Origin of the sequence: Schaalia turicensis ACS-279-V-Col4, assembly GCF_000296505.1 — a bacterium.
Taxonomy (GTDB): Bacteria; Actinomycetota; Actinomycetes; order Actinomycetales; family Actinomycetaceae; genus Pauljensenia; species Pauljensenia turicensis_A.
Genome location: NZ_JH815209.1, coordinates 289752 through 302664, shown reverse-complemented (window position 1 = coordinate 302664; position 12913 = coordinate 289752). Strand labels below are relative to the sequence as shown.

Sequence of the window (12913 nt, the reverse complement as noted above, 5' to 3'; positions counted from 1 at the left end):
TGCCAGTGATGGGTGCATGAAATACGTACACAGGCTAACTGATGAAAGCGCCAAAGGCTCATTTCGTCCAGTAATGTAAGAGTCATGTCTGAAACATCTGCACTCGCGCCGTCGCGAGATGAACTCAATTCTTTGCTCGATTCCTCCTTCGATTCTTTCCTTGATGAATTGAAGACTTTGGTTGCAATTCCTTCGGTTTCTTCCGATCCTGCGCACCAGGAAGACCTGACTCGTAGCGCCGCACACGTGTGTGAGCGCTTCGCATCGCTTGGTTTTGACGCCGAGGTTCTTCGCGTCACCACGCCCGAAGGCGTGGAAGGTAAGCCCGCCATCGTGGCGACCAGCCCGAAGGTTGAGGGCGCACCGACGGTTCTGCTTTACGCCCACCACGATGTTCAGCCGACCGGCGATGTGTCCCGCTGGGCATCTGACCCGTTTGTTGCCGAGGTTCGCGGGGATCGCATCTACGGTCGAGGCACCTCGGATGACGGTGCCGGCGTCATCGTTCACTTCGGTGCGATGTCGCTGTTGAAGGATCGCCTGCCGGTGAATGTTGTTGTCTTTATCGAAGGCGAAGAAGAAATCGGTTCCCCGTCGTTTACGACCTTCCTTGAAACCCACAAGGACAAGCTGAAGGCTGACGTCATCGTCGTCGCCGACTCCGATAACTGGAAGGTCGGCGAGCCCGCCGTCACCTCGACCCTGCGTGGCAACTCCGTGTGCACCGTCGACCTGACTGTCGCTGACCACGCGGTTCACTCCGGTATGTTCGGTGGCCCGATGCTGGACTCGGTGACCTGCGCTGCCATGCTTATCTCGTCCCTGTACGACGAGAAGGGCGATCTGGTTGTCGAGGGTCTTGGTGGCTCCGATAAGGCTGACGTGGATTGGCCAGAAGATGAGTTCCGCGCAGCGGCTGGCCTGCTTGACGGCGTTCAGCTTGCCGGTAGTGGCGATCTGGCCGCCCGCGTGTGGACCAAGCCCAGCGTTTCCGTCATCGGTTTTGACGCGTGCCCCGTGTCGAACTCGTCGAATACGATAGCTCCGCACACTCGCTTCCGCCTGTCGATGCGCGTCGTCCCGGGCAAGGATCCGGTTGAGGCCATGGATCGTCTTATCGAGCACCTCGAGTCGCACGCACCGTTCGGCGCCCACCTTGAGATCACCCGCAACGAAGCCGGAAACGGCTACCAAGCGGATATGGATTCACCCGTCACGAAGCTTCTGCACGAGGCCCTGTCGGATGCGTGGGGCGTGAAGTCTGTAAACATTGGTGTGGGTGGCTCGATCCCGTTCATCACCGACTTCCAGCGCCTGTTCCCTCACGCTCAGGTGGTCGTGACCGGCGTTGAGGATCCGCTCACGAACGCGCACTCCGAAGACGAGTCGCAGTCGATCCCGGACCTGCGTGCAGCGATTCTTGCTGAAGCACTGCTCCTGACGCGTCTGCCCCAACTGTGAGTTCAACACTGGTCATCGCCGGGCACTGGACCGGCGGTGACCCCGCATACCCGTCAACGCTGGCTGCTTTACATGCCTGCGCTGACGGGTTTAGCGCGCGCAAACCCGACTGGAATATTCGCCTTGTTCCTTTTGGAGCTGGCGTTGCCTTCACCGAAGCACTCGCGCAAGCGCAGGCCACCGGCTGGGCACCGATCGTCGTTCCCATCCACGAAGAATCCACGTTCGACGCGGGCCAGCGCACGCTCGATGCCCTTGACGGCGGGCTCACCCCGCTTATTGAAGGCGCCCATTCGATTGACGTTGACTGCGGATTCGGGTTTTTGAGCGCCCTATCCAACGTCGATTTGAGCGATGGTCCGGATCTTGAAGACCGGCTGCGACGTGCGCTCGATACTGCCCGCGCCACAATCGCCGGTCGTGATGTGGTGGTCGCGGCCTCGTCGATGAGGCCACTGCTGGGACTGTCATCCGTGCTGGCGCTCGGCGTCGACCTTGAGGCGCGCACATCGCAAAACCTTCAGCTCACCTCGATGCTGACCCGTGTTCTTTCAACGAAAGCGAAGCGTAACCTTTTGGCGTCCCCCATGGGGGACGAGGCCGCTCCCACCAACTGGGGCACGGCTCCCGGATCCGGTGCAGCCGGTGGAATCGGCGCGATTGTCGGTGCACTGGGGGGACGAATTGTTCCCACCGGCCAATTCTTGCGTGCCATTTGCGACCTTGATTCTGCGCTCGCAGATGCGAACCTTGTCATCGTCGCCGAACCGCGCCTACATTCACCGTCGCTCGCTGACGCATCACTGGATGTGATCACGGACGTGGCAGGGCTTTACGCTTTACCGGTCGTGGCACTCGCAGCCGAATCATCACTTGCCGCGCACGAACGTGCCCAGTGGGGTCTGCATGGGCAATTCCTTACCGATGGGGCGCTCACCCTGGGTGAAGCTGGAGAACGAATCGCGCGCACGTGGGCGCGATAGTCGGTTAGTTTTCTCACCCGTAGCGTCCACGCGCGCCCCTGCCGTGGCACAACGCGACGAACGCACGTACTCTAAACAATTGTTAATGAGTTTTTTCAAACGAATGGAGCATCATGTCTGACACCGGCATCGAAGCACCCGCACACGAAGTGACGTTGACGGACGTTGCAGTAGCCAAGGTGAAGAGCCTGCTCGAACAGGAAGGTCGCGACGACCTTCGCCTGCGCATCGCCGTTCAGCCCGGTGGTTGCTCCGGCCTGATCTACCAGCTCTACTTCGATGACCGTTTGCTCGACGGCGACGCCGTGCGCGACTTCGACGGTGTTGAGGTTGTCGTCGACCGCATGTCGGTTCCGTACCTCACCGGTGCAACGATCGACTTCGCAGACTCGATCGAACGTCAGGGCTTCACCATCGACAACCCGAACGCGCAGAACACCTGCGCATGTGGTGAATCCTTCCACTGAGCCGAAAGCAAACATGAAGATTATGCATAAGGCGGCCACAGCCGTCCTCACCATCACCGTTTCCCTTGGTCTAGTAGCGTGTGGTTCTACTGACGCCCCGCAGTCTGCCTCACCCCAATCGGGTACATCAATCCCCGAGGTTGAACGTGACGGCGACTTCAACTTCCCGGCAACAACGGGCGGATACGGTGAAGACACTGAAATCTCCGCCGGCGAAGGCGACGCTCCGACTGACAAGGTCTACGTCAAGACCCTCGTTCAAGGTGACGGCGCTGAAGTTCAGCTCACCGACACCGTCTACGTCAACTACGAGCTCGCTCTCTGGGACGGCACCAAGGTTGAGTCCTCCTTCGAAACCGGTAAGCCGATCGCTTTCGCTCTGAACCGGGTGATCCCCGGATGGACCTACGGCCTGGCGACCCAGCACGTTGGCGACCGCGTTGAGCTGGTTGTTCCCGCAACCTGGGCGTACGGAGACAAAGATTCCGCATCGATTCCCGCCAACTCCACGCTGATTTTCGTTGTCGACCTGCTTGATTCCACATCGAACGTTTCTATTGATGAGGAAAGCCTGAAGAACGCTACCGCTACCGGTAACGAACTACCCGCCGGCATCAGCGTTGAAGGTGCCCCAGCGGTCGAACCTACTCTGTCCTTCACCGAAGGAAGCGCTGTCCCCACCGAAGACGCATCGATTGATATCTACACCGGTATCGGTGAGACCATCGAAGACGGCGACATTGTTCTCTATCGCGGTTTGGGTGCCCCGTTCGGTGATGCCTCTCAGATCCAGTCGACGTGGTCTGACACCACAAACAAGTACACCGCAGATGCTGCCGACCTGAAGGTGGTAGGGAAGACTGTTGGTACTCGTTTCCTGTACATCGCCGGTGCAAGCGCAGCTGCTCAGCAGTCTGCCCAGTCCGGTGCTCAGTCGGACTCAACGCAGACGATCACCCCGAAGGTTTTCGTTCTGGACGTTATCGGAGTGATGAAGGCACACCGATAGTCTGACGCAACTCGTTTGAGTGGGCGGTTCACCAAGCGGTGGATCGCCCACTAGCGCATACAATAGACCCGGTTAAAAATTTCGAGGCCGTACAGGCATCCAACCATTGGGAGAAGATCGTGAGCGAAATGACCGCACGTATCCTGGTTTTTAGCGCCGACATTGATAAGCGCCATGCTGTTGTCAACGGTGTTGGTATCCGTGCTGCGAAGGATCTGCCGACCATCGAATGGTCCGAAGCTGCAACCCCCTTCGGCACCAAGGAACTGGTGGAAAACAACGATTTCGATCTTCTGATCCTCGATGCTGAAACCACCAAGGAAGGTGGTATGTCCGTCGCTCAGGAACTGAAGAACACGGTAGAGAAAGTTCCGCCGATCATCTTCCTGACCGCACGCCAGCAGGATTCCTGGCTTGCTACCTGGGCGGGCGCTGCGGCAACTATTTCGGATCCCCTTGATCCGATCGAGCTACAGGAAACCGTTGCAGACCTTCTGCGCAAAGCGCGCCAGTGAGTCAATCTTTCGAATGGGCTCGACTGATCGCCGACATCATCTCGGGTAAGGACCTGGATTACGACAGCTCCTACTGGATGATGGACCAGGTGATGAGTGGCGAGCTTGGCGAATCACGCCTGGCATCCTTCCTGACCGCTATGGCCATCAAAAAGCCAACGGTGTCCGAGATCCGTGGTCTTGCCGACGCTATGCAGGACCACGCGGTCAGCGTTGACCTGCCCACCGACGCTCTTGATATTGTCGGTACGGGTGGCGACGGCTACAAGACCGTCAACATTTCGACCATGTCAGCAATCGTTCTGGCCTCCCTTGGTACTCCGCTGATCAAGCACGGTAACCGCGCCTCGACCTCCCAATCGGGGAGTGCCGACGTGATGGAAGCCTTGGGTGTGAACCTGAACCACGAGACCGAGCACATGCGCGAGATCTTCGATGAACTGAACATCGCGTTCCTATTCGCGAACAAGGTTCACCCGTCGATGCGTTTTGCCGCTCCAGTTCGTCGTTCCTTGGCGTTCCCGACAGCATTCAATATTCTTGGCCCGCTGACGAACCCCGCGAAGGTGACCTCGAACGCGATCGGCTCGTCGAATCCGACGAATGCTCGCCTGATGGCCGGCGTTCTTGCTGATCGTGGCGCGTCTGCTCTGGTGTTCCGAGGCAAGGAAACCGGCTTGGATGAACTCTCTACGGTTGACGTGAATGAGATCTGGGAGATCCGCGACGGCGAAGTCACTCATAGCGAGTTCGACCCGACCGAACACTTCGACATGGATCCTGCAGCAATCGGAGACCTTCGCGGTGGCGACCCAGACGATAACGCTGTTGTCGTCCGAGAAATCCTGCTCGGCGGTGGCCGAAAGGCTGTTCGTGACGCGGTTGCGCTGAACACCGCGGGTGGTTTGATCGCATACGGCAAGGCTCAGGGCGTGCGTCCTGGCGATGGCTCGCTGGTCGAGCGTTTCGGCGTTGGTATCCAGATGGCACGCGATGCCATGAATGATGGTCGTGCCATGAATCTGCTGAACCGCTGGATCGAACTCGCGTCAGCCTGAGTTGTGCTCATCGTGCACCTTGGTGCGATGAAGAATGTACGAGGCCGGGCGGACAATATCAGGTGTCCGCCCGGTTTTTCGGTTCTGTCGCCTTACCTTGTGCTTTGTTAAAGGGAAAGCTCAATGATGTGCCTCGTACCCCGACGTGCTAGTAGGCACTCAACTCTTCTCCTGGCGTCGACAAGAGAGCAATATCGTCGCTGCTGGTCACTCCCATGTCTTCGAGTATGCGCGTAAGCCCGTCCAGTACATGCAACGTCATGTAGGAATCAGCCAAAGCACGGTGTGCTTCCACTACGGGAGCATCGAAATAATCGGCTAGAGCACCCAGGCGATGACTGGGAACCTCAGGCTTTGGAAGCAGAATCCTGGCAAGAGTCAACGTGTCGAAATAGGGCAAAGGTCGCCATTTAAGACCTGTCTGCTGGCATGCTCTCAGCAGGAAACCGCGATCGAAAGGAACGTGCTGAGCAACGAAAACCTGCGCGGGATCACCGTCGTCGATCCACGTCAAGAACTGGGGGAGGACCTGGTCAACAGTCGGAGCGCCCTCCACGTCTTCATCGGTAATACCTGTCAAAGTCGTGACGATTTTAGGGATAGGACGCAGTGGGTTCACCATCGACTGGAAAGTAGAAAGTACCTGGCCGCCGCGGACTTTAAGCGCACCAATTTCGGTGATCTGGTCATCGTTGCCAAGCCCCGTCGTCTCAAGATCAACGACAACGTACGTCGTATCAGCAAAAGACAGCCCACTGATTATGGGTGATGCGCCGTCGCGTATCTGACGTGCTTGGCTCAGACACGTGCGCACCTGTGCAACGATATTCGCACGCCTGTCCGTTGAATCTGAGATAGCGTCGTTGCCTGCCAACATATCGCGTGAAGTGGGCATAGAGTTAAGCATAGTTCGTGTTTTCACCTTCGAACCTCGTGGAGGGGCCGTGGCGTTCTACCAAGCATTGAAGGCAACCGGAAGTCCGATCCTGAAGGCGGCATACAAGCCGTGGATTCGTGGCAAAGAGAATATCCCGACCTCCGGGCCGGCAATTCTTGCCTCAAACCACAACGCGGTGTGGGATTCTGTCTTCCTGCCAATGATGCTCGACCGTGAGGTCGTCTTCATGGGTAAGGCCGACTACTTTACGGGTACCGGTGCAAAAGGCTGGGTCACGAAGGAATTCATGCGCGCCGTTGGCACAATTCCCGTTGATCGTTCGGGCGGTCGCGCATCCGAAGGTGCTTTGAAGGCCGGTCTTGACCGCCTCGCCAGCGGTGAACTCTTCGGCATCTACCCCGAAGGAACCCGTTCGCCCGACGGTCGTCTCTACCGCGGTAAAACGGGTGTTGCTCGACTTGCCCTGCTGTCCGGAGCCCCAGTTATTCCCGTCGCGATGATCGGCACGCACGCTGCTCAACCGATCGGCCAGAAAATCCCGTCGCGTACCAACATTGGCATGGTCATCGGCGAACCCCTGGATTTCTCCCGTTACAAGGGTCTCCACAAGGATCGCTTCGTCCTGCGCGCCATCACGGACGAAATCATGTACAACCTGATGCTGCTCTCGGGTCAGGAATACGTTGACCTTTATGCAGCAGACGTGAAGGCGAAGCTTGCCGCCGACGGAAAGTTCGACGGCCCGGTTCCCACGAATGGTCGACCCGGCCCCGGCGGGCGTACCGCTCCGATCGTCGAGGTACCTCATCGCCCCGAAGAAGAATCCAGAGAAACGGATCCTCATATGGGTGAAAACGCAGAATAAATGCGTGTGCACGCCCGTCCATGGGACGGGCGACCCCCATACCAACTCCACTGTGGCTTTAAACTAGTGGTGTTTGAGGTGCGTGTCGTCCGACCGCACTTGTTCCAACGCTGAAAGGTGTTTCCATGTCGGTTCGTCGCGTCGCTCTGCTCACCGCCGGTGGCTTCGCTCCGTGTCTTTCTTCCGCTGTTGGTGGCCTCATTGAGCGCTACAACGAAATCGATCCTTCGATCGAGATTATCGCGTACCAGAACGGCTACCACGGTCTGCTGACCGGCAACTTCGTCGTCGTTGACGAAGAAGCTCGTAAGCATGCTGGCGTCCTTCACCGCTTCGGTGGCTCCCCGATCGGTAACTCGCGCGTCAAGCTGACCAACGCGAAGAACCTCGTCGAGCGTGGCCTTGTCGCCGAAGGTGAAAACCCGCTTGAAAAGGCTGCTGAGCAGCTCCGTAAGGATGGCGTTGACGTCCTGCACACCATCGGTGGTGACGACACCAACACCACGGCTGCAGATCTTGCTGCCTATCTCGAAGAACATGACTACCACCTGACGGTCGTCGGCCTGCCCAAGACGATCGACAACGACGTTGTGCCGATCCGTCAGTCCCTGGGTGCATGGACCGCCGCTGAAGAAGTCTCCGAGTATGCACAGAACGTCATCGGCGAGCACCGCTCCAACCCCCGTATGCTGATCATCCATGAAATCATGGGTCGGCACTGCGGTTGGCTGACCGCTGCTGGTTCGCTTGAGTACCACAACTGGCTGAAGACCCAGGAATGGGTTCCCTCCATCGGCCTGTCGCAGGAACGCTGGGACATCCACGCTGTCTTCCTGCCCGAAATGGCACTCGACATCGACGCCGAGGCCAAGCGCCTCAAGGCCATCATGGACGAGCAGGGCAACGTCAACATCTTCCTCTCCGAGGGTGCAGGCGTTCCTGAGATCATCGCTGAAATGGACGCAGCTGGCGTTGAGGTCCAACGCGATCCCTTCGGCCACGTCAAGCTCGACACCATCAACCCCGGCCAGTGGTTCGCCAAGCAGTTCGCATCCAAGATTGACGCTGAGAAGGTCATGGTCCAGAAGTCGGGCTACTTCTCACGTTCTTCGCGTGCAAACGCTGAGGACCTGCGCCTGATCAAGTCCATGACTGATCTTGCTGTCGAATGCGCTCTCAAGGGCGAATCCGGCGTTATCGGCCACGATGAAGAAAACGGTGACCGCCTGACCGCAATCGCCTTCCCGCGTATTGCCGGTGGCAAGCCCTTCGATATTTCTCAGAAGTGGTTCCTCGACATGATGGCCGAGATCGGCCAGGAAGTGAAGCCCGCTGCACAGTGAGTTTTCCTATGAATCCCGGTCGCGGCACGCCACGGTTCGCACAGTACCCGGCGTGCCGTGACCCGGAGAATCTCGTAGCTCCAGAAGCCGGTACGGACGCGCCGTGGGACTCATGGCGTAGCCGTGAAGCCCTGCAACAACCGACTTACCCGGATGCGCAGGCAGTCGAAGACGTAACAACAGCCTTGCGTCGCCAGCCACCGCTTGTGTTTGCTGGTGAAGTGGACGATCTGCGGACCTGGTTGGGAGTTGCGGGACGCGGTGAAGCCTTCGTCCTCACGGGTGGAGACTGCGCCGAAACCTTCGCAGAATCCACCGCTGATCACCTGCGTCTAAAGATTCAGGCGCTTCTTCAGATGGCGGTTGTCCTGACATACGGTGCTTCGCTTCCCGTTGTGAAGATTGGTCGTATCGCCGGACAATATGCGAAACCGCGTTCTTCCGACATGGAGACCCGCGACGGCGTGACTCTTCCGTCGTACCGAGGAGACGCGGTGAATTCCTACGAGTTCACGCCCGAAGCGCGTATCCCGGATCCGGATCGTCTTCTTCAGACGTACCACCATGCTGCGTCGACGCTGAATCTGATTCGCGCCTTCACGAAGGGTGGTTACGCTGACCTGCGCATGGTTCACCACTGGAACCGTGGTTTTACGCAGAACCCCGCATACGCACGCTACGAGTCGTTGGCTGAAGAGATCCACCGCGCCGTCCAATTCATGCAGGCCGCCGGTGTTGACTTTGATTCACTGCGTGACGTTGATCTGTATTCGTCGCACGAGGCACTTCTGCTTGAATATGAGTCAGCAATGACGCGTATCGACTCGCGTAACGGCTTGCCCTATGACACATCTGGTCACTTCTTGTGGGTAGGGGAACGTACACGTGATCTTGAAGGTGCTCATATTGAGCTTCTTGCACGTGTGCGTAACCCGATCGGCGTCAAGGTTGGTCCTACAACGACCCCCGACGATCTGCTTGGATTGATGGATCGATTGAATCCCGAAGGGGAAGAAGGACGTCTGACGTTCATCACTCGCATGGGTGCAGGTACGATTCTTGAAAATCTTCCTCCGTTGCTGAGCGCTGCGAAGGCTGACGGTCGCCCCGCCACCTGGATTACCGATCCCATGCACGGCAATACGATCACCTCGTCGACCGGATACAAGACGCGTCGCTTTGAAACGATCATGGAGGAAGTGAAAGGCTTCTTCGATGCCCATGATGAAGCAGGAACCGTCCCGGGTGGCATCCATGTTGAACTGACCGGTGACGATGTCACCGAAGTTATTGGTGGTTCAGCAAAGCTTGACGATGAGTCGCTTCAGAAGCGCTACGAGACCCTGGTGGATCCACGTTTGAACCACCAGCAGTCGCTAGAAATGGCATTCCAAGTCGCAGAGTATTTGCGTCGCGATCTCTAAATCTTAGTCCCGATACAACAAGGCCGTGCCCGCACAAGCATCGTATTGCTTGGCGGGCGCGGCCTTGTTCTGGTGGCTTTGGTCGTCTGTGGCGATGGTGTGGGGGTTGCGGAGCTGGTTTTGTCGCTTCGTATGACGTTGTTGCTCGCGCACGAGGTGCAGGCTGTCGGGTTTTGTCGTGTGAGGCGATGGTGTTGTGGTTGGGTGGGTTTTCTGTTCTCGGCTGCACCTGACGCGACGCTTTTGCTCTGAAATGTGTGGTTGTGTCGCGTGGGGTGTACTTGGTGCGGTCGTGGGGTTGGTTCTAGGTCAGTAAACTTAGAAGAGGGTGGAAGCTGTATCGGTAGAAGCTCTATGCAGAGCTATCGACTACACGATGAAGAGGGTGACCGTCGATCCCTTTTTCACAACCGTGCCAGCACCGGGATCTGTGTAACGCGCGGTCCCGAAGAAGCCACCGAGCACGCGTTGAACCGTGACATTCAGGCCGGCAGCTTCCAGGATTCGTTTCGCTTCAGCTTCCTGCTTACCCGTAATGGAGGGGACTTCAACTGTTTCTGGCCCCTTGGAAACGACATATTCGACCTTGTCGCCCTTATAGAGAGTCGTGCCAGCTGCTGTTGTCTGAGAAATCAAGGAGCCTTCGGCGACACTGTCCGAGTACTCTTCACTTGGCGACGCGACCAATCCCAGTGCCTCGATCGCAGCCTGAGCATCAGCGCTACTCATCGCCATGAGGTCCGGAACCGTCAGTGGTTCTCGACCCTTCGAGACAACAACATCGATTTTCGTATCGTGGGGGATCGACGTATCGGGATCCAAGGACTGAGAAATGACGATATCCTTGGCAACCTCTTCCGAATACTCTTCGTTGATTGTGCCCACGGCTAAACCAGCATCGGTGAGCACAGTCTCAATCTCAGACTTGTTCTTTCCAACAAGATCGGGCACAGCTCGCATATCGATGCCTTTGGAGGTTGTTACGCGAACCTCTGCGTTCTTGTGAACAGGCTGCCCGCCACCGGGATCAGAAGAAATGACGATACCGGATTGGACGGTGTCAGAGAACGCTTCCTCTTCAATCACTCCAAGCCCAAGAGCTGCAAGCTCTGACTTCACGGCCTGTGAGGAACGCCCAGCTGTTTGAGGCATGGTCAAGTACGAGCCGGGGCCATACTCGTTCCACCACCACCAGCCACCTACACCACCGATGATAGAGACGAAGGCAATGATGGCCAGGAACTTGCCGATGAACGAACGGCGATTCTTTTTTGGAGAATGCATCGCTCCTTGCACTCCAGCGGCCTGGACAACAGTGCGGGACGTGGAATGACCATTCGGGGGAAGTGAAGACGTCACACCCAGATGCTCCCAAGTGGCAGTTTCTCCCGCAGAAGAGGCAACCTTTGGTGCAACGTCGGCTCGACGAGCAAGGATTTCTTCCGGCAGTCCACTTTCGACGCGAGCGAGGAGCTCAAGTGCTTCACCGGCGTCTGTTGGTCGCTCATCAGGATTCGTTGCAGCTAACGCTGAAATAAAGTCATCAATTTCGCGAGGCAACCAGCTGACCAGAGCCGACGGCATCGGAATGGGATCATTCACATGATGCGTAGCAATCTGGATAGCATTTTCGCCTTCCCACGGCACTGAACCCGTGAGCATTTCAAACGCCATGATGCCAACGGCGTAAAGGTCGGTGCGCTGATCAACGTCGTGTGACAGGGCAACTTCCGGAGCAATGTAGGCCACGGTTCCCAGCATTGAACCAGTGGTCGAAAGTGACACTTCAGAGGCCGCGCGTGCTAAACCAAAATCGGTCACGCGAGCAGGCGGATCTGCGGGAACAAGGACGTTTTCTGGCTTGATGTCGCGGTGGATCACACCAACACGATGAGCGGCTCGGAGTGCGTCAAGAACGTCGTGAACGTAGGACAGTGTTTGCCCAACGGTAAAAGAACCTTGCTCGTTTAAGACAGTGCGAAGGGTCGGTCCGTCGATGAGTTCCATGACCAAGAATCCCTGACCAGCAACAACACCCTGATCGAAAACCGAGACGACACCGGGGTGAATGATGCGGGCAGCGGATCGCGCTTCGCGACGGAAACGAGCAACGTAATCCTGTGACTGGGCAAGATGTGGATGCATGATCTTCAAAGCAACCGGGCGCTCCAAGCGTTCGTCTTGTGCCACGTACACGGTTGCCATTCCGCCGCGAGCCAGCAGGCGGATGACGCGATAGCGCGAGTCAATAAGCATTCCTAGAAGCGGATCAATCTGGTCGCTCGTAGGGGATGAAAGATCGTTGGGCTCGGGTGATTCAGGTGCAACACGATGCCCTGGTAGGGTCTGCAGGCGTTCAGTCGGCTGCGAACCAGCGTCAGGGGTGCGTCGGTCTGAATCAAAATCGGTCACGTTCGGATTGTATTAGAGGGGCGCCGTAGTGGGCGTACGCAAGACGGCGCGCCATGTGAGTTCGTGCGCTCAGTGCCTCGAGACGAGGCCGGGGGAGCGTTTGACGGTTAGGCTGAGAACATGACCCAGAATGTGGAAACTATTTCGTTTGAAGAAGCCGGTCGTCTGTTGGGCGTCGAAGAACGCCGGATCAAGCAGTTTGTGCGTGATCATGTTTTGTTTGCTGTGAAGGGCGAGAGCGGAAAGCCTGCGATTCCTCGCGAAATCATTGTCTTAGGTGCAAACGGCTGGGAGCCACTGTTCAGCCTTCCTGGCACGCTGACGCTTCTGGAGGACGACGGTTTTACGCCCGAAGAAGCGGCTGCTTGGTTGTACACCGTTCAAGACGAACTCGGTGAAACGCCCATGGAAGCCCTGTTGAAGGGGCGCCACCACAAGGTCAATTCAATCGCCTCAACTCTGGCGTTCTGAGATTATT

At 57.5% G+C, this 12913-nt stretch carries 12 protein-coding genes; 10 read left to right on the top strand and 2 right to left on the bottom strand.

Features of this window, described 5'->3' with window-relative positions; all coding sequences use genetic code 11:
• Nucleotides 1–84: 84 nt before the first annotated feature.
• The 6 genes from HMPREF9241_RS05040 to trpD all read left to right on the top strand — a co-directional run bounded on the left by HMPREF9241_RS05040 (nucleotide 85) and on the right by trpD (nucleotide 5493).
• Nucleotides 85–1461, top strand: coding sequence for a M20/M25/M40 family metallo-hydrolase (locus HMPREF9241_RS05040; RefSeq protein WP_006681202.1), 1377 nt, complete (start codon nucleotides 85–87; stop codon nucleotides 1459–1461).
• Nucleotides 1458–2444: a glycerate kinase gene (locus HMPREF9241_RS05035; RefSeq protein WP_006681201.1), complete on the top strand. Its 987-nt coding sequence runs from the start codon at nucleotides 1458–1460 to the stop codon at nucleotides 2442–2444. Before HMPREF9241_RS05040 ends, HMPREF9241_RS05035 begins: the two co-directional genes overlap by 4 nt.
• A 113-nt stretch (nucleotides 2445–2557) precedes the next feature.
• On the top strand, nucleotides 2558–2911 hold the full coding sequence (erpA, locus tag HMPREF9241_RS05030; RefSeq protein ID WP_006681200.1) for an iron-sulfur cluster insertion protein ErpA: 354 nt from the start codon (nucleotides 2558–2560) through the stop codon (nucleotides 2909–2911).
• A gap of 13 nt (nucleotides 2912–2924) precedes the next feature.
• Complete coding sequence (locus HMPREF9241_RS05025; protein WP_006681199.1) at nucleotides 2925–3920, top strand: FKBP-type peptidyl-prolyl cis-trans isomerase; 996 nt, start codon at nucleotides 2925–2927, stop codon at nucleotides 3918–3920.
• Nucleotides 3921–4039: 119 nt separating this feature from the next.
• The gene (locus tag HMPREF9241_RS05020) at nucleotides 4040–4435 is read left to right on the top strand and encodes a response regulator (RefSeq protein WP_006681198.1); all 396 of its coding nucleotides are present in this window, start codon (nucleotides 4040–4042) and stop codon (nucleotides 4433–4435) included.
• A complete protein-coding gene (trpD, locus tag HMPREF9241_RS05015; protein WP_006681197.1) occupies nucleotides 4432–5493 on the top strand; it encodes an anthranilate phosphoribosyltransferase in 1062 nt (353 codons plus the stop codon). Before HMPREF9241_RS05020 ends, trpD begins: the two co-directional genes overlap by 4 nt.
• A gap of 148 nt (nucleotides 5494–5641) precedes the next feature.
• Here the strand turns inward: trpD and HMPREF9241_RS05010 are convergent, their stop codons facing one another.
• Nucleotides 5642–6388, bottom strand: a complete 747-nt coding sequence (locus HMPREF9241_RS05010) for a 3'-5' exonuclease (protein WP_050998792.1) — start codon at nucleotides 6386–6388, stop codon at nucleotides 5642–5644.
• Nucleotides 6389–6437: 49 nt separating this feature from the next.
• On the opposite strand from HMPREF9241_RS05010, the gene HMPREF9241_RS05005 reads away from it, so the two are divergent.
• The 3 genes from HMPREF9241_RS05005 to HMPREF9241_RS04995 all read left to right on the top strand — a co-directional run bounded on the left by HMPREF9241_RS05005 (nucleotide 6438) and on the right by HMPREF9241_RS04995 (nucleotide 10023).
• The gene (locus HMPREF9241_RS05005; protein ID WP_006681195.1) at nucleotides 6438–7256 is read left to right on the top strand and encodes a lysophospholipid acyltransferase family protein; all 819 of its coding nucleotides are present in this window, start codon (nucleotides 6438–6440) and stop codon (nucleotides 7254–7256) included.
• A 125-nt stretch (nucleotides 7257–7381) separates the two neighbouring features.
• Entirely contained in the window at nucleotides 7382–8599 is a 1218-nt protein-coding gene (locus tag HMPREF9241_RS05000; RefSeq protein ID WP_006681194.1) for a pyrophosphate--fructose-6-phosphate 1-phosphotransferase, read from the top strand.
• Nucleotides 8600–8607: 8 nt separating this feature from the next.
• Nucleotides 8608–10023 carry a class II 3-deoxy-7-phosphoheptulonate synthase gene (locus HMPREF9241_RS04995; protein ID WP_006681193.1) on the top strand — a complete coding sequence of 472 codons (1416 nt, stop codon included), beginning with the start codon at nucleotides 8608–8610 and terminating at the stop codon, nucleotides 10021–10023.
• 369 nt (nucleotides 10024–10392) lie between these two features.
• On the opposite strand, the gene pknB is transcribed toward HMPREF9241_RS04995, so the two are convergent.
• Nucleotides 10393–12435 carry a Stk1 family PASTA domain-containing Ser/Thr kinase gene (gene pknB, locus HMPREF9241_RS04990; RefSeq protein ID WP_006681192.1) on the bottom strand — a complete coding sequence of 681 codons (2043 nt, stop codon included), beginning with the start codon at nucleotides 12433–12435 and terminating at the stop codon, nucleotides 10393–10395.
• A gap of 120 nt (nucleotides 12436–12555) precedes the next feature.
• On the opposite strand from pknB, the gene HMPREF9241_RS04985 reads away from it, so the two are divergent.
• Nucleotides 12556–12906 carry an Rv2175c family DNA-binding protein gene (locus HMPREF9241_RS04985; protein WP_006681191.1) on the top strand — a complete coding sequence of 117 codons (351 nt, stop codon included), beginning with the start codon at nucleotides 12556–12558 and terminating at the stop codon, nucleotides 12904–12906.
• The last annotated feature ends 7 nt before the right edge of the window (nucleotides 12907–12913 follow it).

What these genes read in the sequence shown, in the direction of transcription:
- erpA (WP_006681200.1), top strand. Translation starts at nt 2,558, where the DNA reads ATGTCTGACACCGGCATCGAAGCACCCGCACACGAAGTGACGTTGACG.
- HMPREF9241_RS04995 (WP_006681193.1), top strand. Translation starts at nt 8,608, where the DNA reads ATGAATCCCGGTCGCGGCACGCCACGGTTCGCACAGTACCCGGCGTGC.
- HMPREF9241_RS05040 (WP_006681202.1), top strand. Translation starts at nt 85, where the DNA reads ATGTCTGAAACATCTGCACTCGCGCCGTCGCGAGATGAACTCAATTCT.
- HMPREF9241_RS05010 (WP_050998792.1), bottom strand. Translation starts at nt 6,388, where the DNA reads ATGCCCACTTCACGCGATATGTTGGCAGGCAACGACGCTATCTCAGAT.
- HMPREF9241_RS04985 (WP_006681191.1), top strand. Translation starts at nt 12,556, where the DNA reads ATGACCCAGAATGTGGAAACTATTTCGTTTGAAGAAGCCGGTCGTCTG.
- HMPREF9241_RS05000 (WP_006681194.1), top strand. Translation starts at nt 7,382, where the DNA reads ATGTCGGTTCGTCGCGTCGCTCTGCTCACCGCCGGTGGCTTCGCTCCG.
- HMPREF9241_RS05025 (WP_006681199.1), top strand. Translation starts at nt 2,925, where the DNA reads ATGAAGATTATGCATAAGGCGGCCACAGCCGTCCTCACCATCACCGTT.